14 protein-coding genes and 1 other RNA gene are annotated in these 19820 nt (G+C 65.3%); 7 read left to right on the top strand and 8 right to left on the bottom strand.

The annotated features are described in order from the left end of the window. Position 1 precedes the first annotated feature (1 nt). From PAF12_RS07635 to PAF12_RS07625, 3 genes are read right to left on the bottom strand one after another with little or no spacing between them, the layout of a single operon-like run. Positions 2-1183 carry a VWA domain-containing protein gene (locus tag PAF12_RS07635; protein ID WP_271109566.1) on the bottom strand — a complete coding sequence of 394 codons (1182 nt, stop codon included), beginning with the start codon at positions 1181-1183 and terminating at the stop codon, positions 2-4. Then, on the bottom strand, positions 1183-1347 hold the full coding sequence (locus PAF12_RS07630; RefSeq protein ID WP_271109565.1) for a hypothetical protein: 165 nt from the start codon (positions 1345-1347) through the stop codon (positions 1183-1185). Before PAF12_RS07630 ends, PAF12_RS07635 begins: the two co-directional genes overlap by 1 nt. Beyond that, the gene (locus PAF12_RS07625) at positions 1344-3020 is read right to left on the bottom strand and encodes a 2-isopropylmalate synthase (RefSeq protein ID WP_271109564.1); all 1677 of its coding nucleotides are present in this window, start codon (positions 3018-3020) and stop codon (positions 1344-1346) included. The genes PAF12_RS07630 and PAF12_RS07625 overlap by 4 nt, the downstream gene beginning before the upstream one ends. 117 nt (positions 3021-3137) lie before the next feature. On the opposite strand from PAF12_RS07625, the gene PAF12_RS07620 reads away from it, so the two are divergent. The 4 genes from PAF12_RS07620 to rpmG all read left to right on the top strand — a co-directional run bounded on the left by PAF12_RS07620 (position 3138) and on the right by rpmG (position 6896). Then, positions 3138-4808, top strand: coding sequence for an NAD+ synthase (locus tag PAF12_RS07620; protein WP_271109671.1), 1671 nt, complete (start codon positions 3138-3140; stop codon positions 4806-4808). 104 nt (positions 4809-4912) lie between these two features. Then, a complete protein-coding gene (locus tag PAF12_RS07615) occupies positions 4913-6145 on the top strand; it encodes a SulP family inorganic anion transporter (RefSeq protein WP_271109563.1) in 1233 nt (410 codons plus the stop codon). A 91-nt stretch (positions 6146-6236) separates the two neighbouring features. Then, positions 6237-6605: RNase P RNA component class A (gene rnpB / locus PAF12_RS07610), an RNA gene on the top strand. A gap of 123 nt (positions 6606-6728) precedes the next feature. Continuing rightward, positions 6729-6896, top strand: a complete 168-nt coding sequence (gene rpmG, locus PAF12_RS07605; RefSeq protein ID WP_011750518.1) for a 50S ribosomal protein L33 — start codon at positions 6729-6731, stop codon at positions 6894-6896. A 143-nt stretch (positions 6897-7039) separates the two neighbouring features. Here the strand turns inward: rpmG and lnt are convergent, their stop codons facing one another. Together lnt and PAF12_RS07595 are read right to left on the bottom strand one after the other, a co-directional pair. Next, a complete protein-coding gene (gene lnt / locus PAF12_RS07600; protein ID WP_271109562.1) occupies positions 7040-8581 on the bottom strand; it encodes an apolipoprotein N-acyltransferase in 1542 nt (513 codons plus the stop codon). Positions 8582-8591: 10 nt separating this feature from the next. Next, entirely contained in the window at positions 8592-10670 is a 2079-nt protein-coding gene (locus tag PAF12_RS07595; protein ID WP_271109561.1) for a DEAD/DEAH box helicase, read from the bottom strand. Positions 10671-10879: 209 nt separating this feature from the next. On the opposite strand from PAF12_RS07595, the gene PAF12_RS07590 reads away from it, so the two are divergent. Both PAF12_RS07590 and PAF12_RS07585 read left to right on the top strand, forming a co-directional pair. Then, positions 10880-12982, top strand: coding sequence for a cation:proton antiporter (locus PAF12_RS07590; RefSeq protein ID WP_271109560.1), 2103 nt, complete (start codon positions 10880-10882; stop codon positions 12980-12982). A gap of 105 nt (positions 12983-13087) precedes the next feature. After that, on the top strand, positions 13088-14716 hold the full coding sequence (locus tag PAF12_RS07585) for a DUF4139 domain-containing protein (protein ID WP_271109559.1): 1629 nt from the start codon (positions 13088-13090) through the stop codon (positions 14714-14716). 6 nt (positions 14717-14722) lie between these two features. On the opposite strand, the gene PAF12_RS07580 is transcribed toward PAF12_RS07585, so the two are convergent. The 3 genes from PAF12_RS07580 to tkt all read right to left on the bottom strand — a co-directional run bounded on the left by PAF12_RS07580 (position 14723) and on the right by tkt (position 18622). Further along, on the bottom strand, positions 14723-15613 hold the full coding sequence (locus PAF12_RS07580; RefSeq protein ID WP_271109558.1) for a lysophospholipid acyltransferase family protein: 891 nt from the start codon (positions 15611-15613) through the stop codon (positions 14723-14725). Then, positions 15606-16535 (bottom strand): DMT family transporter, encoded by a 930-nt coding sequence (locus tag PAF12_RS07575; protein WP_271109557.1) that lies wholly within the window; start codon positions 16533-16535, stop codon positions 15606-15608. Before PAF12_RS07575 ends, PAF12_RS07580 begins: the two co-directional genes overlap by 8 nt. A gap of 68 nt (positions 16536-16603) precedes the next feature. Then, positions 16604-18622 carry a transketolase gene (gene tkt / locus PAF12_RS07570; RefSeq protein WP_271109556.1) on the bottom strand — a complete coding sequence of 673 codons (2019 nt, stop codon included), beginning with the start codon at positions 18620-18622 and terminating at the stop codon, positions 16604-16606. Positions 18623-19098: 476 nt separating this feature from the next. On the opposite strand from tkt, the gene PAF12_RS07565 reads away from it, so the two are divergent. After that, the gene (locus tag PAF12_RS07565; protein WP_271109555.1) at positions 19099-19818 is read left to right on the top strand and encodes a 50S ribosomal protein L21; all 720 of its coding nucleotides are present in this window, start codon (positions 19099-19101) and stop codon (positions 19816-19818) included. Positions 19819-19820: the final 2 nt, after the last annotated feature.

Here is a 19820-nt window from a genome sequence, read left to right as displayed (position 1 = left end):
TTTACCCCAGAACCCGCATGGCCTGCGTCAGCCCGTCCAGCGTCAGCGGCATCATCCGGTTCTCGAAAATATCGCCGATCATGCGGATCGACTGCGTGTAGCGCCAGTGCTTCTCGGGCACCGGGTTCAGCCAGACGTGATCCGGCCATGTCTCCGCCGCGCGGCGCAACCACAACTCGCCCGGCTCCGGGTTCCAGTGCTCATTGGCGCCGCCCGCCACGGCGATCTCATAGGGCGACATAGAGGCATCCCCGACGAAGATGCATTTATAGTCGCGCCCGTAGCGATGCAGGATGTCCCAAGTCGGTGTGGTTTCCGTCCAGCGGCGGCGCGAATCCTTCCAGACCGCCTCATAAAGGCAGTTATGGAAGAAGAAATGCTCCATATGCTTGAACTCGGCCCGCGCGGCCGAGAACAGCTCGTCCACCACCCGGATATGATCGTCCATCGAGCCGCCGACATCCAGAAACAGCAACACCTTGACCGCATTGCGGCGTTCGGGCCTCGTCTGCACGTCGATATAGCCGTGATCCGCCGTGGCGCGGATCGTGGCGGGCAGGTCCAGCTCCTCCGCCGCGCCGTGTCGCGCCCATTGCCGCAGCCGCTTCAGCGCCACCTTGATATTGCGGGTGCCGAGTTCGACGCTGTCGTCGAAATCCCGAAACTCGCGCTTGTCCCAGACCTTCACGGCGCGGCGATGGCGGCTTTCATGCTGGCCGATCCGCACGCCCTCCGGGTTGTAGCCGTATGCCCCGAAAGGCGAGGTGCCCGCCGTGCCGATCCATTTATTGCCGCCCTGATGCCGCCCCTGCTGCTCCGCCAGCCGCTCGCGCAGCTTTTCCATCAGCTTTTCGAAACTGCCCGATGCCTCAACCTCGGACTTCTCGGCCTCCGTCAGCAGTTTTTCGGCCATTTTCTCCAGCCATTCGCGCGGCAGTTCGGCGGTCTCGACCAGTGCTTCGACCGGGATCTGTTCGACGCCCGCGAAGCTTTCGGCGAAAGCGCGGTCGAAACGGTCGATATGGCGTTCGTCCTTGACCAGACAGAGCCGCGCGAAATGATAGAACTCATCCGGGCTGGCACCCGTCACCCCTGCCGACAGCCCGCCCAGCAGATCGAGATATTCCCGCAGGCTGACCGGTACGCCATGACGGCGCAGGCTGTCGAGGAAGGGGCGGAACATCAGATCATGCGGTCGATGAAGATCGTGGCGAACAGCCCGACCAGGGTCAGGATCATCAGATGCGCGAAGGCCCATTGCCAGCGATCCTTGCGGTTCCCCCCGGCACGGCCCGCCCGCGTCCAGCCAAGCCAGAAACCGATTGCGGCGCAGACGATCACGATCATTCTTCTTCTCCTTCACCGAGGCCGGACGGAAGTTCCGGGACAGAGGTCGCGACGCCGCCCGACGGGTTCGAGGCGTCATCGTCTTGCGCTGAAACGTCCTGCGCCGGTGCCTGCGCTGGCTCTGGCGCATCAGTGTCGCCGGGAAGCGACGGGGTTGCGTTCTCGTTCACCGGCGCGTCAGGTGCAGCTGCGGCGTCCTCTGCCGCGCCGTCGGACGCAGGCGCGCCCGCATCATCCTGACGCTCGCCGGGTTGCGCAGGCGGGGCAGGGCCTTCGGTGGCGACCGGACGCGCGGCGCTCAGCCGGTTCTGGTCCCACTCGCCCGAGGCGATCTGGCCGGTCGCATAGCGCATCACGCCCTCACCCTGCCGCTTGCCTTCCGCGAATTGCCCGACATAGCTGTCGCCGGTGGCATAGGTCGCGACGCCTTCGCCGTGGATCTCGCCATTCTGCCAGCCGCCTTCGTAGATGAACCCGTCCGGCGTCGTCAGCTTGCCCTGACCCTGCCGCAGACCGCCCGCGAATTCGCCGGTATAGACGGTGCCGTCGGGATAGGTGGCCTGACCGCGACCGTCGCGCTGACCGGCTTTCCACTCGCCGTTATAGACATAGCCGTCGGGATAGGTCATCCGCCCCTGACCCTCGATCTTCGCGCCGCGGAAACTGCCCTCGTAGATCATGCCATTGGCGTATTCGGCGCGGCCCTGACCCTCGATCACGCCATTCACCCAATCGCCCTCATAGGTCGCGCCGTCGGGATAGGTGATCCGGCCGCGCCCATTGGGCTGATCCGCCGCCATCTGCCCCTGATAGACGGAGCCGTCGGGATAGGTGATCTTTCCCTCACCCTGCATCTGCCCGTCCGTCCACTGGCCGGTATAGACATATCCATCCGTACCCGTGAATGTCCCGACGCCGTCGCGCTTGTCGTCGCGGAACTGGCCGTCATAGACATCGCCGTTCGCGTAGGTGGCAATGCCCTGACCTTCGCGCTTGCCGCCGCTCATCTCGCCCTCGTAGCGGTCGCCGGATTGCTGAACCAGCTGGCCGCGCCCGGACATCTGACCTGCCTCCCACACGCCGTCATAGACCAGCCCGTCCGGCATCGTCAGCCGTCCCCGCCCGGCGCGCTGCCCGGCGAGCATCTGGCCTTCATAGACGGCACCATCGGGATAGGTGATCCTGCCCATGCCTTCCTTCACGCCTTCGACCCAGTCGCCGTCATAGCGGTAACCGTTGGGCTGGGTCAGCACCCCCTTGCCGTTATGCATGGCATTGAGGAACCCGCCCTCGTAACGCGCGCCATTGGCATATTCGGCCACGCCTTCGCCGGTGATCTGGCCGTCCTGCCAGTCCCCCTCATAGGTGCCGCCATCGGCATAGGTGATCTTGCCGGTGCCATGCGGTTTTCCGGCGACGAAGCTGCCCTCATAGACCGAACCATTGGGGAACCGCGCCCGCCCCTGACCGAGGATCTCGCCCTCGACCCAGTCGCCCTCATACTGATAGCCGGAGGGCAGGGTGTAGCTGCCGCGCCCGTGCTGAAGCCCGCCGCGAAACGTGCCTTCATAGACGCCGCCATCGTCATATTGCTTGGTCACGATATTCTGCTGCGCCAACGCCGCCGCCGGTGCCGCGAGTGTCAGGATTGCTGCCGCGAGAGCTGCCTTCATGCCCGTCTCCGTTCTTTGGCTCCCGTTTAGCCTATGGCGCAGCGCAGCGCAAAGCCTGCCGTTCACCTTCGCCGCCGCCTGCGCTATGGCTGGCGCAAGGACATCGAGGGACCGACCATGACCGACAGCATCCGCATCACGCTCGCCCAGCTCAACCCGACGCTCGGCGATCTGGAGGGCAACGCCGCGAAAGCCCGCTCCGCCTGGGAAAAGGGGCGCGATGCCGGCGCCGCCATCGTCTATCTGCCGGAGATGTTTATCACCGGCTATCAGACGCAGGATCTGGTGCTGAAAGCGGGGTTCACCGATCACGCCGTTCAGCAGGTGGAGGCACTGGCGCGGGAATGCGCCGACGGACCCGCCCTTGGCATCGGGACGCCGTGGCGCTCCGACGGCAAGCTCTACAACGCCTATTTCATCTGCGAGGGTGGCAAGATCGTCGCCCGTATCCTGAAACATGACCTGCCGCATAAGCAGCTTTTCGACGAAATGCGCCTGTTCGATTCCGGCCCGGTTTCCGGTCCTTATGTTGTCGGCGGCGTCCGCTTCGGCTCGCCCATCTGCGAGGATAGCTGGTGGCCGGAAGTGGCCGAGACGCTGGAAGAATCGGGGGCGGAGATCCTCGTCGTCCCGAACGGCTCCCCCTATCACCGCAACAAGCTGGACCTGCGCATGGGGCATATGGTCGCCCGCGTGGTCGAAAACCGGCTGCCTCTGGTCTATCTGAACTCGGTCGGCGGGCAGGATGACCAGATCTATGACGGGGCCAGTTTCGTGCTGAACCCCGGCCCGGATGGCGGGGCGGAGAAGGTGGTGCAATTTCCGCCTTTCGACGAGGTGATCGAGCATATCGACTTCACCCGCACCGATCAGGGCTGGCGCTGCAAGTCGGGGCGGATGGACGACCAGCCCGATGAGTGGGAGCAGGATTATCGCGCCATGCTGACCGGCCTGCGCGACTATGTCCGCAAGAACGGCTTCCGCAAGGTGCTGCTGGGCATGTCGGGCGGCATCGATTCGGCGCTTGTCGCGACGATTGCGGCAGACGCGGTCGGGCCTGACAATGTCCGCTGCGTGATGCTGCCGTCCGAATACACCTCGCAAGCCAGCCTCGACGACGCCGCCGACTGCGCGACCCGGCTTGGCGTCCGGCTGGATACGGTAAAGATCGACGGCGCGCGCGATGCGGTCTCGGGCGCTCTGGCGCATCTGATGGAGGGCACGAAGCCCGACGTGACCGAGGAAAACATCCAGTCCCGCCTGCGCGGCGTCATGCTGATGGCGATCTCCAACAAGTTCGGCGAGATGCTGCTGACCACAGGCAATAAATCCGAGGTCGCCGTGGGCTATGCCACCATCTACGGCGACATGGCGGGCGGCTATAACCCGATCAAGGATCTCTACAAAACCCGCGTGTTCGAGACCTGCCGCTGGCGCAATGCAAACCACCGTGGCTGGATGATGGGCCAGAAGGGCGAGGTTGTTCCGCCGCAGATCATCACCAAGCCGCCAAGCGCGGAACTGCGTCCCGATCAGAAAGACAGCGACTCGCTGCCGCCCTATGACGTGCTGGACGAAATCCTGTTCGGTCTGGTCGAGGAGGATCTGTCGCTGAAGGAACTCGTCGCGCGCGGTTTCGATGCGGAAACCGTGAAGAAGGTCGAGCGGCTGCTTTATATGAGCGAATGGAAACGCTATCAGGCCGCACCGGGGCCGCGGATTTCGACCAAGGCCTTCTGGCTCGACCGCCGCTATCCGCTGGTCAATCGCTGGCGGGACGAGCTGTGATGGTTTGTCCCTTTTCGTGAATGTCTCGTAACTGACTGAAAATAGGACGTTATGAACGGAATTCCGGCTGGATTGATAATGTCCGGCGCATTACCCTGCGGGCGATGAAACCGAAGATCCTGACCACGCAGCAAAGCTATTCGCGCCAGCTTTTCTTGGCCGATCTTTTTGCCGGGATCACGGTCGCGATGGTCGCCATCCCGCTGAGCCTCGCCATCGCCATCGCCTCCGGCGCGGACCCTGCGACAGGGCTGGTCACGGCGATTGTCGCGGGTTTCCTGATCTCCGTGCTTGGCGGCAGCCGGGTCCAGATCGGCGGGCCGACCGGGGCGTTTATCGTCGTGGTTTACGGGGTGATCGACGAACACGGCTTCGACGGGCTGGTGATCGCCACATTCATGGCCGGGATTATCCTGCTGATCGCGGGAATCCTGCGTGCCGGTCGGCTGATCCGCCATGTGCCAGAGCCGGTCGTGAACGGTTTCACCATCGGGATTGCGGTCATCATCGCCACCAGCCAGCTCGCCGATCTGCTGGGGCTGACCTTGCAGGATGCGCCTGCGGCGTTCTTCGCCAAACTTGACGCGATCTGGGACGCGCGCGGCAGTTTCAACCCGTGGTCGCTGCTGATCGGCCTGGGGACGATGCTGCTGATCGTGACCTTCCGCCGCGCCGCGCCAAATCTGCCGGGGTTGATCGTCGCCGTCGCCATCACCTCCGCCATCGTTGCCTTTGCGGGGCTGCCGGTCGAGACCATAGGCTCGCGCTTCGGTGCCTTGCCGCGCGGGCTTCCGCTGCCTGCCATGCCCTCGCTGGAGGCAGACAGGCTGCTGAGCCTGCTCCCTTCCGCCGTGATTATCGCCTTCCTTGCAGGGATCGAGTCGCTGCTTTCAGCGATGGTGGCGGACCGGATGATCGCCAGCCGTCACCGCTCAAATGCCGAACTGATCGCGCAAGGTGCCGCCAATCTCGGCTCGGCCCTGTTCGGCGGGCTGCCTGCAACCGGTGCGATTGCCCGTACCGCGACGAATGTCCGGGCAGGCGGCAAGACCCCGGTCGCGGGGATCATTCACGCGCTGACCATTCTGATCGTGATGCTGATCGCCGCCCCGCTGGCAGGCTATCTGGCCATGCCCGCCCTTGCGGGTCTGCTCCTGCTGACTGCGTGGAATATGAGCGAACCGTCGCATTGGCCGACCTATCGCCGTGCGCCGCTGACGGACAGGGCCCTGCTGTTGCTGACACTGGTGGTGACCGTCGTGGCCGACCTGACCATCGCCATCGGCACCGGCATCACGCTCGGCCTGATCCTGAACCGACGCCCCAAAAACCCGTAGGCTGCCCCCCGTAGGGTGCGCTTCAGCGCACCCCTCCAACCGCACCACCCACCTTGACCCACCCCACAAAACCCCTCATATCCCCCTCCACGCGGATGGCCGGATGACCGCGGGGGCGCGCCTCCGAGGAAAGTCCGGACTCCATGAGGCAACGGTGCCGGGTAACGCCCGGCGGGGGCAACCCCAGGGAAAGCGCCACAGAGAACAGACCGCCGGTCTGCGGACAGGCAAGGGTGAAACGGTGAGGTAAGAGCTCACCGGGGGGCTGGCAACAGACCCCGCATGGCAAGCCCCACCGGGAGCAATGCCGAATAGGGATCTCGCGCCGGCAACGGCAGCGCCGCCTTGCGCCAGAAGATCCGGGTTGGCAGCTTGACGCCCGCAGCGATGCGGCGCGCAGAGGAATGGTCATCCAGGGGGCAACCCCGGACAGAATCCGGCTTACAGGCCATCCGCGTGTTTTCAATCTGAACCGCCGAAACACGGTGTTTTCCTGTTGACATGGCGGCTGTGGGCGCTAAATAGCGGGCTTCACGAATTTCCACGGTGGCCGTCCGGCGCCGCCGCAGCAGGAGAAGCAACAATGGCGAAGCCGACGACGATCAAGATCCGTCTGAACTCGACGGCCGGGACCGGGCATTTCTATGTCACCAAGAAAAACGCCCGCACGATGACCGAAAAAATGACGGTCAACAAATACGACCCGGTTGTTCGCAAGCATGTCGAATACAAGGAAGGCAAGATCAAGTAAGATCGCCTTTCACCGACGCTTTGACAGAACCGCGCTCCGGCGCGGTTTTTTCATGCCCGCACGTCCCGCAGCCTGTGCTGTCCTATGGATATTTGAACCAGGGTGAGTTTCAGCCTGGCGGAAATATCCCCGCCGGAGGCATCTTACCGTGGCAAGGCACGCGTCCGGCGCAGTGCCGCGCAGAACAGAACGAGGACAGCCGCCAGCAGTACCGGCCACGGCCCGGTCCGCGTCCAGAAGGTACGGGGCAGCGGTGCGGGGAGGGCGGCGTCGATATGACCCTCTCCGCCCAGCGGAATGCTGGCGGTCACCCGGCCCAGCGGGTCGATGGCGGCGGTAATCCCGGTATTGGCCGCCCGCATCAGCGGCAGGCCCGATTCGATGGCCCGCAGCCGCGCCTGCGCCAGATGCTGATACGGGCCGGAGACGGTGCCGAACCACGCGTCATTGGTGATCTGCAACAGCCACTCTGCGCCCTCCGTCGCGCGAAGCTGCTGGGGAAAGATCGCCTCGTAGCAGATCAGGGGCTGGAAGGGCGGCAGCGTCTCGGGCGCCAGAACGGCGGGGCCGTCCCCCGGCGTGTAGCCGTAGCCCTGCTGCGCGGCGAAGGCGCTGATGCCGATCCGGGACAGGGCGTTGCCCCAGGGGATATATTCCCCGAACGGGACGAGGTGGTACTTGTCATAGACCTGCCGGACCTCACCTTCCGGCGAGAGTTCGATGAGCGAGTTATAATAGCGCGGCTCCTCCGCCCGCTGGATGCCCATCAGAACCGGCGTGCCCGCGGCATTGGCGATCACCGGAAGCGCCTCCCCGGCGTAGTTGAGCAGAAAGCTGACAGCGGTTTCCGGCCAGATCACGGCATCGGGCGCAGGCCCGTCGGGCGGCGCGGCGCTTTCGTTGAGCAGGCGCTGCCAGAAAATCTGCGCCCATTCAGGATCCCATTTCAACGCTTGTTCCGCGTTCGGCTGAACCAGCCGCAGTGTCAGCCCGGTATCGCTGATCGGCGTGTCGAGCCGTTTCAGCCCGCCCGCCCAGAACACCGCGATCAGCAGCAGCGACAGGATCACCCCCGGTGCCGCAGCGCGGATCGGCGGCTCGGCGTCGCGCCAGAACAGCACGGGCAGGGCGGCCAGTGTCGCGGTCAGCGCCGACAGCCCGACCGCGCCGATCAGGCTCGCCGCCTGTGCCACTGGCGTGCCGATCCAGATATGGCCCAGAACGGTCCAGGGAAACCCGGTGAAGATCCAGCCGCGCAGCCAGTCCGACATGGCCAATGCAGCTGCGAGCCCCGCCGCGCGACCCCATTTGTCACCGCTGATCCGGGCCACGAACCAGCCCGGCAGACCCCAGAACAAACCGCCACCAAGCGCCATCAGCAGCAATGCGAAAGGGGCCATCCAGCCGTAAATCTCCGGCTGGACAAGGAACGGCTCCACGATCCAGCTCAGTGCCACGGCGAAATATCCGGTCCCGGCGAGGAAGGCGCACCAGAACATCCGACCGGCAGTCTGCAAACGGGAAAACCGCCAGATGACGAGGCCAAGCGCGATTACCGTCAGCGGCCAGATGCCCCAGGGTGCCTGACCGAGTGCGGCGGCGGCACCAAGGGCGAGATCGGGCAGGTAACCGGCGATGCGGCGGCTCAGCCCTGCTGTTCGCGGCGTGTCGTTGGCGATGCTCATCGCCGCCTGCTCAGCCTTCCTTGCTTTCCGGATCAGCCGCCTGCGAAGCTTCCGCCGCATCTTCCGTCACCGGCTTCTTCCGGCTGCGGGTCGAGGCGCGGCGTTTGGGCTTCGGCTTTTCTTCGCTGGCGGCGTCGGTCGGGGACGGTTCCGCCGGGGCGGCATCGTCCGGCGTCGCCTCCGCCGGTTTGGCCCCGTCCTCGGCGTCTTTCTTGGCCTTGGTCGTGCGGCGTGTGCGCTTCGGCTTGGCCGGTGCCGGCTCCTCTGCCTGAACGTCCGCCGCGTCCGGTGCTGCGTCCTCGGCCACCGGCTCCGCCTTCTTGCGGCTGCGGGTCGAGGTGCGGCGTTTGGGTTTCGGTTTTTCCTCCGCCGCATCCGCCTCAGCCGTTGCAGGCTCTGTCGGGGTCTCCGGCGCAGCCTCGGGGGCGGCAGCGGGTGTTTCGGCGGCCTGATCGGGTGCCTGCTCCGCGACCGCGTCCTTTGCCTTGCTGCTGCGCCGTTTGCGCTTCGGCTTGGGTTGCTCTTCCTGCGTCTCGGGGGCAGGCGTATCGGCGTCAGAGGCCGCTTCCGCAGCGGCTTCGGTCGCGGCGAGCGCGTCAGCGAAGCTGTGCTTCAGGAATTCCGGCACATGATCGCCCATGCCGACAACCGACGGGCCGTGATCGCCGCGCCGACGGTCGTCGCGGCGTCCGCCCCGGCGATCCTCGCGCCGGTCATCGCGGTTGCGGTCGCGGCGGTCATCCTGACGCTCCTGACGGTCCTGACGCGAGTCGTCCCGTTGCCGGTCGTCCTGCGCCCGGTCCTGAGCGGCATCGGCACCATTGCTGCGGCGCTGATCCTCGCCCCGGTCATCCCGGCGGGAACGGGACCGCGAACGCGAGCCATTTCGCGACTCCCGGCCCTCACGGGGGGACGATTTCGCGGCTTCGCTCAGCGAGAAGCCTTCCGGCGTCTCGGCGCGCGGCAGCGCCTGTTTGACGAGGTTTTCGATCCCGGAGAGATATTTCTCATCCGCCGGGGTCGCAATCGAATAGGCCGTACCCTGACGCCCGGCGCGGCCGGTGCGGCCGATGCGGTGAACGTAATCCTCGGCATGAGAGGGCAGGTCGAAGTTGAACACATGGCTGACATCGGGAATATCCAGCCCGCGCGCTGCTACGTCAGACGCGATCAGGAAACGCAGCGAGCCGTCGCGGAACCCGTCCAGCGTCCGCATCCGCTGCGACTGATCCAGATCGCCGTGGATCGGCGCCGCGTCATAGCCGTGTTTCTTCAGCGACTTGGCGACAATATCGACCTCGGTCTTGCGGTTGCAGAAGATGATGGCGTTTTTCAGCTTTTCGCCCTCGGCCTCGATCAGGGCGCGCAGCAATTCGCGCTTCTGCTTGGCGGTCTGGTCCTTCCGCGTGGGCGTGATCTCCACCAGCTTCTGGGTGATGGTTTCCGAGGTGGTGGCCTGACGCGCGACCTCGATCCGTTCCGGCGTGTGCAGGAAGGTATTCGTGATCCGCTCGATCTCCGGGGCCATCGTCGCGCTGAAGAACAGCGTCTGGCGGGTGAAGGGGGTAAGCTGGAAAATCCGCTCGATATCCGGGATGAAGCCCATATCCAGCATCCGGTCGGCCTCGTCCACGACCATCACCTCGACCCCGGTCAGCAGCAGCTTGCCGCGTTCGAAATGATCCAGGAGCCGGCCCGGCGTCGCGATTAGCACATCGACGCCGCGGTCGATCAGCTTGTCCTGTTCGACAAAGCTGACACCGCCGATAAGCAGCGCCTTGGTCAGACGGGTGTGTTTGGCATAGATGTCGAAATTCTCCGCCACCTGCGCGGCCAGTTCCCGCGTCGGGCACAGCACCAGCGAGCGTGGCATCCGCGCCCGTGCCCGGCCCCGTGACAGGCGGGTGATCATTGGCAGCGTGAAGCTGGCGGTCTTGCCGGTGCCGGTCTGGGCGATGCCCAGTACGTCGCGGCCTTCAAGCGCGGGCGGAATCGCGCCCTCCTGAATCGGCGTGGGGGTTTCGTAGCCTGCCTCGGCAATTGCCTTGAGGACTTTCGGATCGAGCTTGAGATCGGAAAACTTGGTCATATGCGTCCATTTGCTGCGCCGGTGGCACAGATGAAAAAATGGGACGCTGTCCTACGCCCCTCGTCTGTTCGCCGTATGCGAACGGGTTTGCCCTAAACCAATGCGGGCAACTCGTCAATATTAGCGCAATTCCCGCCCGGTTTTGCGACAATGGGGGAACAGAATCGCCACACCGGCTGTTTCTGACCAAACGCTTCGGGGGATAGATAATGGCAACGGAAAGCGCTGGCGGGTTGAACCCGGTCGAGGCATTCGCTCTGGTCGGGGTCGTCGGCGTGGGCGCGCAATGGCTCGCATGGCGGTTCAGACTGCCCGGCATCGTGGTGATGCTGGCAGCGGGGCTGATCCTCGGGCCGGTGACGGGGATTTTCATCCCGTCGCGCGATATCGGGGATCTGGTGGGTCCGATGATCTCGCTCGCCGTTGCGGTGATCCTGTTCGAGGGCGGGCTGACGCTGAATTTCAAGCAACTGGCCGATGCCGCCCCCGGCGTGCGGCGGCTGGTGGTGATCGGCGCGCCGGTTGGCTGGTTCCTGTCATCCCTCGCGCTCGCCTATATCGCCGGGCTGAGCTGGCAGGCGGCCATCGTCTTCGGCGGCGTCATGATCGTCACCGGCCCGACCGTGATCGCGCCGCTGCTCAGGACCGCGAAACTCTTCAACCGCCCGGCCCAGCTTTTGCAGTGGGAGGGGATCGTCAACGACGCCGTCGGTGCACTTGTCGCGGTTCTGGCGGTCGAGGTGGTGCTGGTCCGTCAGCAGGAACTGCGCGCAGGGGAGGCGATCTGGATCTTCGGCTCCGGCATTGCCTTTGCCGCGCTGGTCGGATTTGGCGCGGCGCTTGGTATCGTGCGCGCCTTTCGCCGCTCGCTGGTGCCGGAATACATGAAGGTGCCGCTGCTGTTTGTGGTGGTCATCGCGGTGTTCGCGCTGTCGGACGCGCGGCTGCACGAATCCGGGCTGCTTGCGGTGACGGTCATGGGGCTGATCATCGCCAACGCAAACCTGCCGTCTTACACGGAAATCTACCGCTTCAAGGAGCAGGCGACCACGCTGCTGCTCTCCGGCGTCTTCATCCTGCTGGCCGCCGGGGTCAATCTGGAGATGCTGGAGATGCTGAACTGGCGCTCCGTGCTGTTCATCCTCTCGGTCATTCTGCTGGTCCGTCCGGCAACGGTGCTGATCTCGCTCGCCGGCACGCCGATCCCGTGGAAAGAACGCCTGCTGGTGGCCTTTACCGGGCCACGCGGGGTGGTGCTGCTGGCCATTTCCGGGCTGTTCGGCGAACGGCTGGTGGCCGAGGGCGTGGCGGATGGCGCGGTGCTGCAACCGCTGGCCTTTGCGCTGGTGCTGACCACGGTGATCCTGCACGGCTTCGGGCTGAAACCGCTGGCGCAAAAGCTGGGGCTGAGTTCGGGCGAAACGCCGGGCCTCATCATCGTCGGCGGCTCTGCCTTCTCGACCGGGCTGGCAACGGCGCTCATCAAGGCCGATGTCAACGTGCTGGTCACCGATCCGAACCGGGGCATGCTGCGTTCCGCCCGGCAGGCGGAGGTGCCGACCTATTATGGCGACATCCTGTCGGAAGCGGCGGAACACGGGGTCGAATTCATCACCTATTCCACCATTCTCGCCGCCTCCGACAACGACGCCTATAACACCCTCGTCGCCACCGACCTTGCGCCGGAATTCGGCCGCGACGCGATCTGGCAGGTCTCGCGCGCGAAGGAGGACCGGGCGCGCCATTCCCTGCCCAGCCAGTTGGGCGGCAAGGCGATCAATGGCGGACGCACGCTGGCGCAATATCTGGAACTGCTGGCCGATGGCTGGATCTTCCGCACCACCCGCCTGACCGAGGAATATACGCTTGAGGACTGGCAGGCCGCCCGCGAAGGCGCGATCCCGCTGGCGATTGTGGAGGAAAACGAGGTCCGCTTCGTTGGCCGCGACGAAAAACTGACCGGACGGCCGGGCATGCGCATCATCTCGCTGATCCCGCCTGAAATCGCCGAGCAAATCCGCCGCGAATCCGAAGAGGTGGCGAAAGAACGCGAACTCGCGCGGGAGGAGGCGAAGGCGGTGCGTGAAGGTGCGGGCAACGGCTCGCGCAACGGCGGCGAAACCCGCGACCCGGCGGACAGGCCGGATGACGAGGTGGCGGCGAAGGATGCCAGCGACGCGCCGGAACAGGCCGACGCCGAGGATGGCCCGAAACAGCCCGACAAGGATGCGAAAGGCGCCTATTACGGCGGCTCCGGCCAGCCCGACGGCGGCGATGCCGCAGATGCGCCCGCTAAGGACAAGCCGGAATAGCGGTGCGGGACAGCCGCCGAACACGGTGAGTTGACGGGCTGTGATATCACGCCGCTTGCCGCCGGGTGGCGTCCGGGCCACTCTGCCACAAAACGGAGTGTTTTCATGCGCCATCTGCTCATCACCGTCGCCCTGCTGACCGCCGCCCCGGCCTCTGCCGAGGTTTTCGAAATGCAGGCCCCGGTCCGCGAAGTCACGCTCTACCCGCAAGGGGCCAGCCTCATCCGCATCGTGAAGGCCGAATTGCCGGTCGGTTCGCATGAAATCGTCATCACCGGCCTGCCGCGCGATACCAGCCCCGACAGCCTGCGCATCGCGGCAGAGGGCGCGGTGATCGGCGCGGTCAGCCTTCAGACCGGGCGCGCGCTACCCAGCAGCCAGCCCGATCCGGCGGCGGTACAAGCCGCGCGGGAGGAGGTGCAGCGGCTGGAACGGGTCTTGCGCGACCGCGATGCGGGGATCGCCTCGATCCGGGCGGAGGTGGCAGCGTCCGAGGACCTCGTGGCATTCCTGCGCGATCTCGCCGGGTCGGAGGGTGCCGCGTCGGGCAATGTCGCGGAGCTGGCCGATACCGTCGGCACCCGCATCCTCGCCGCCCGCCGGGCCGGGATCGAGGCCGAAACCCGCGCGCTCGAAGCCGAACAGGGGCGGGAAGACGATGTCCGCCGTCTCGACAACGCCCGCGCCCAACTGGCGGCACTCCAACAGCCAAGCCAGCGCGACGAAGCGGCGCTGGTGATTGCCGTCGAAGGGCAGGGCGGCGCGGCGGAAATCCGTATCCGGTCCAACGCCGACGCCGCAAGCTGGCGTCCGGTCTATGACCTGCGGCTGGATCAGGAGGCGGAGACGCTGACGCTGGAACGCGGGCTTCTTGTCAGCCAGTCAACCGGGGAGGATTGGTCGGATGTGTCCCTGACGCTGTCGACCGCGCGCCCCTCGCAGCGTTCCGTCCCGTCCGAGGTCCATTCCGAAATCATCCGCGCCCTCGATCCGCAGCAGCGCCGCCTGCGCGGACAGTTCGCCGCCGACGCCGCCATGCCGATGGCCGAATCCGACGTGATGCTCGAAGCCGCCCCGGTGGTGGTGGAACCCATGGCCAAGGTTGATTTCATGGGCGCCACGGCGGTTTACCGCTACGGCTCGCCGGTCGATCTGCGCAACGGGGTGGATGCGCTGCGCCTGTCGCTTGACAGCCGTGACCTGCCGGTGTCGACAATGGTGGCCGAGGCCGTGCCGCTTTATGACAGCACCGCCTATCTGGTCGTCGAAAGCCAGAACACGCTGGATGAAGTTATCCTGCCGGGCGAGGCGGTTCTTTATGCCGATGGCGCGATGATCGGGCAAAGGCAACTCGATCTGACTGCCGCCGGGGACGAGATGACGCTGGGCTTCGGCGCAATCGACGGCATCGTGCTGGAACGCCGCCTGCCGGACCGCGCAACCGGCGATCGCGGGCTGATCCGCCGCTCGACGGAGCTGAACGAAACCGCGATCCTCTCGGCGGAGAACCTGACCGGGCGCGACTACACGCTGCGCATGATCGACCGCATCCCGGTCTCGGAGCAGGAGGATCTGCGCGTTGACTGGACCGCCTCCGTCCCGCCGACCGAAACCGATCCCGATGGCAAACGCGGGGTGCTGGTGTGGGAGTTGCCGCTGGCCGCCGGTGACCGGCAGGAGATCACGCTTCAGACCGAACTGAACTGGCCGGAGGATATGGAACTGATCCGCTGACCGGCCTCAGCCGCCGCGCTTCTTCCAGCGGCGATGCACCCAGAACCATTGCCCCGGATTGGTGCGGATCTGCCGCTCCAGATCGTCATTGAGCGCCTGCATCATCGTGGCCGCATCGCTGTGCGCGACCGGCGCGCCCACCTCGACCGCGAAGCTCAGCCCGTCCGGCTGGCGAACCCCCGCAATCGGGATCAGCAGCGCATCATAACGCAACGCCAGCTCCGCCGGGGTCAGCACGGTGCGGGACGGCAGGCCAAAGAACTGCAACTCCGTCCCGTCATGGACGAACTGATCGAAGCCAAGCGCCAGCATCCCGCCGCCGCGCAGAAATTTCAGCATCGCCGCGAAGCCAGAGCGCCCGCGCGGAAATAACGGCTCCGCAATCGCCCGGATCGCGGGGATATAATGCGCATTGAACGCCGCGTTGTTCATTGGCCGGTACAGCGCCCCGACCGGCCAGCCCTGTGCCGCCAGCGCCGCCCGCATCGCGTCGTAATTGCCGAAATGCGCACAGGCGAGGATCACCGGACGTTCCGCCTCAGCGGCCTCGCGCAGCGCCGCCAGCCCCGGCCCGGTCAGCGGATCGGATGCGGTGACGCGCGCGGTAAACTGCGCCCCCGAATAGATCTCCGCCATCGAGCGCCCGGCATTGTCCAGCACATCGCACGCGATCTGCCGCCGCGCCTCCGCCGACAACTCCGGCATCGCCAGTTCAAGATTTTCCCGCGCCCGCCGTGCCCAGCCCGCCACCGGGCCAAGCAGCCGCGAAAACACCCAGCCCACAACAGGAACCCGCCGCCGATAGGGCAGCAGCCGTGCCAGCCCCATCACGGCCAGGAAAGCGCCATTGGCGAACCAGTCGAGCCAGCTCACCTGTTCCTCCCGCGCCTCAGCCATCTTCCGCCAGCTTCTTCTCGCGCGACCAGATATAGATGCCGGCGCTGACAATGATCGCCGCCCCGACCACCGTCCACAGATCCGGCAGCACGCCCCAGAACAGCCAGCCCCAGATCCCGGCCCAGATCACGCCGGTATAACCGAACGGCGCAATCGCCCCGGCCTCCGCGACCGAAAACGCCCTGATCAGCAGCGCCTGCGAAGCCGCGCCGAAACAGCCGATCAGCAGGAACGCCCAAAGATGCGCCGCCTGTATCGGCTGCCAGAAAAACGGCACCGCCAGCGTGCTGATGATCGCACCGATCACGACCGACCAGATCAGCGATGTGCCCAGCGAATCCCCCCGCACCATCCGGGTCAGCAGCGCCCCGGCGGCATAGGTGAACGCCCCGATCATCGGCAACAGCGCTGCGGGGTGGAACACCCCCAGCCCGGGCCGGATAATGATCATCGCCCCGATCATCGCCGCGACAATCCCCGCGATCCGCCGCCAGCCGATCTTCTCACCCAGAAACAGCGCGCCCCCCAGCGTGATCAGCACCGGGTTCAGGTCCATGATCGCCGTCGCCTCCGCGATGCCGATATATTGCAGCGAGGTGAAGAACAGCGAGACCGAGGCAAGCTGCGTCATCGCCCGCCAGAATTGCAGCTTCGGATGGCGGGACCGCAGGCTGGGCAGGAACCGTCCGCGATAGACCAGCACCAGCACCGCCAGATTGCCCATGAACCGCGCCCAGACCACCTGTGCGGGCGCGTAGAACTGGCCAAGATATTTGGCCGTCACATCCATGAGCGTGAACACAAAGACCGCAGCGAGAAGCAGCAGAATGCCCTGCGTATGATCGCTTTCGCGCACCACGCGCTTGCCGTCGCGCTCCCGCCCGAACAGCGCGAATGCGCGCGGAAGCGGGTGGAGCGACATCAGAAAATCACAGCGAAATCAATTCGCTGTGACCTAATATTGAAGTGGTTTCCTGACCCGGCCCGCACTTACAACAGAGCCTTGGCCTTCGCGACGACATTCTCCGCCGTGATGCCGAACTCCTCATAAAGCTTCGGTGCCGGGGCGGAGGCGCCAAAGCCCTCCATACCCACAAACGCCGCGCGCTCATCGCTGCCACGCTCGCCCATCAGCAGCCAGTCCCAGCCCTGACGCACGCCAGCTTCGACGGCGACGCGCACCGTGTCACCCGGCAGGACAGAAGCGCGGTAATCCGCATCCTGTTCGCGGAACAGCTCCATGCAGGGGACGGACACGACGCGGGTCGGGGTGCCGTCCGCCTCCAGCTTCTCCTGCGCCTTGACCGCGATTTCAACTTCGGAGCCGGAGGCCATCAGGATCACCTTCGGGGCAGCCGACGCCTCGCGCAGCACATAAGCGCCCTTGGCCGACAGGTTCTCGCCCGCATCCTGACGCAGCAGCGGCAGGCCCTGACGCGACAGCGCCATGACTGACGGTGCGTCGTCGCTGTCAATGGCGATCTCCCACGCCTCGGCGGTCTCGATCAGGTCACAGGGCCGCAGCATCAGCGTGTTGGGCGTCGCGCGGCACATCGCCAGATGCTCGACGGGCTGGTGCGTCGGGCCATCCTCGCCCAGACCGATGGAATCATGGGTCATGACATAGATCGTACCGACCCCCATCAGCGCCGACAGCCGCATCGCGCCACGGGCGTAATCGGTGAAGGTCATGAAGGTGCCGCCATAGGGGCGGAAGCCGCCATGCAGGACCATGCCGTTCATCGCCGCGGCCATGCCATGTTCGCGAATGCCGTAATGCAGATAGCGACCGGCGCGGTTCTGGACGTTGAACACCCCCAGATCCGGGGTTTTGGTGTTGTTCGATCCGGTCAGGTCGGCAGAGCCGCCGAACATTTCCGGCAGATGCGGGTTGATGACTTCCAGCACCATTTCCGAGGCTTTGCGGGTGGCGACCTTGTGCTGGCCCTCAAGCGCCTGCTGTTTCAGCGCGGTAATCGCCGGACCCAGCTTGCCATTGCCCTCGCCAGAGATGCGGCGGGCAAATTCGTCACGCTGATCAGCGGGCAGGGCGTCGACGCGACCGGCCCATGCCTCGCGGTCGGCCTTGCCGCGTGCGCCGATGTCGCGCCATTCGGTCAGGATCTCGTCAGGGATGATGAACTCGGCATGATCCCAGCCGTAATTGCGGCGGGTCGCGGCGATTTCCTCGTCACCCAGCGGCGAGCCGTGCACGCCCGACGTGCCTTGTTTCTTGTCGGAGCCGAAGCCGATCACGGTCTTGCAATCGACCAGCGTCGGACGCCCGTCGCTGTTCTTCGCCTCGGTCAGCGCGCGGTCGATATCGGCGGCGTCATGGCCGTTACAGGACAGGACACGCCAGCCCGACGCCTCGAACCGCTTGCGCTGATCGGTCTTGTCGGACAGCGAGACCGCGCCGTCGATGGTGATGTCGTTATTGTCCCACAGCACGATCAGCTTGCCGAGCTGCTGCATGCCGGCCAGCCCGATCGCCTCCTGGCTGATGCCCTCCATCAGGCAGCCATCGCCCGCGATGACCCAGGTCCGGTGATCGCAAAGCTCCTGACCGAACTCCGCCCGCATGGCCTCTTCGGCGATGGCGAACCCGACCGAGGTGGCGATGCCCTGACCCAACGGGCCGGTCGTCGTCTCGATCCCTTCCGCGTGACCATATTCCGGGTGGCCTGCCGTGATTGCGCCCCATTGGCGGAAATTCTTGATCTGCTCCAGCGTCATTTCCTCGTAGCCGGTCAGATAGAGCAGCGCATAGATCAGCATCGAGCCGTGACCCGCCGACAGGATGAACCGGTCGCGGTCGAACCAGTTCGGGGCGGCGGCGTCGAATTTCAGGTGATTGCGGAACAGCACCGTGGCGACATCGGCCATGCCCATCGGCATGCCGGGGTGGCCCGAATTGGCGGCCTGCACGGCATCCATCGCCAGCACCCGGATCGAGGTGGCGAGGTTCCAGTGCTGCGGGTCGGCATTGCGGCGGGCTTCCAGGTCCATGACATTCATCCTCTGATGCGATCTGGAACCCCTGATAGCAGGTGCCGCTATGGTTTCAAGACATAGGCGCCCGGGAACGGTTAGCGTTATCAGAAATTCTTCCGAAATGCGTTTGCAAAGACCATCGGGCAGAAAGGGCCGATTTGTCAGGCGCACCGTTCCGGGCGGTTTTCGGTGTACAGGCTGTGTACAGCCTGTGTACGCCCGGTGTACGGGGTGTGCAGGGGCCGGTTCGGGTAATCCCGGCGCGCCGGACCCCCTTGCCGCGTCGCGGGGTTCGTCGGGCGATGCAGCTTGACTTTGAAGCGCGAATCCTTCATATCCCCTACACCGGCCGGGCACGCGCCCGTTGCCGGCGTTTATATTTTCAACCAACACCCGATACGCGGGTGCGCTGTCTGAAGGCAGGGCAAAGCCCTCGCAACGCCAGCAAATGCTGGGGCCACAGGATGCGGGATACGAAGGAAGACGAAGCGATGTTCGCAGTTCTCAAAACGGGCGGCAAACAGTACCGCGTCCAGACGGGCGATGTGCTGCGCGTGGAAAAACTGGCTGCCGATGCCGGCGAAAAAGTCCAGTTCAACGAAATTCTCATGGTCGGCTCGACCATCGGCTCGCCGCTCGTCGAAGGCGCCGCCGTTCAGGCCGAAGTCATCGACCAGATCAAGGCTGACAAGGTCATCACCTATGTCAAGCGCCGCCGCAAGCACAGCTCGCAGCGGACCCGTGGCCACCGTCAGCAACTGACCCTGCTGCGCGTGACCGAGGTGCTGGAAAACGGCGGCGACAAGTCCGGCGTCAAGGAAGCCATCGGTGCCCGTACCGCCGGTGCGTCCTATGTCGCGGAAGCCAAGCCGGCGAAGAAAGCGACCAAGCCCGCAGCCAAGAAAGCGGCAGCAAAAGCTGGCGATGCGGCCAAGGCGGATGATGCGCCGAAAGCCGTCGGCACCCGCCCCGCGAACCTTTTGACCGAGGCCCGCGAAGGCGGTCCGGACGATCTGAAGAAGATCTCCGGCGTCGGTCCGAAACTGGAAGAACTGCTGCACCAGAACGGCGTTTTCCACTTCGATCAGATCGCGGAGTGGAAGAAGGCAGAGATCGAATATATGGACGACCAGTTGTCGTTCCACGGTCGCATCGAACGCGACGACTGGATCAAGCAGGCCAAGGAACTGGCCGCAGGCAAGAAGGACTGAAA

The sequence above is a fragment of the Paracoccus sp. SCSIO 75233 genome, from assembly GCF_027912675.1.
Classification (GTDB): domain Bacteria; phylum Pseudomonadota; class Alphaproteobacteria; order Rhodobacterales; family Rhodobacteraceae; genus Paracoccus.
This window is presented reverse-complemented; position numbering and strand designations above follow the sequence as displayed.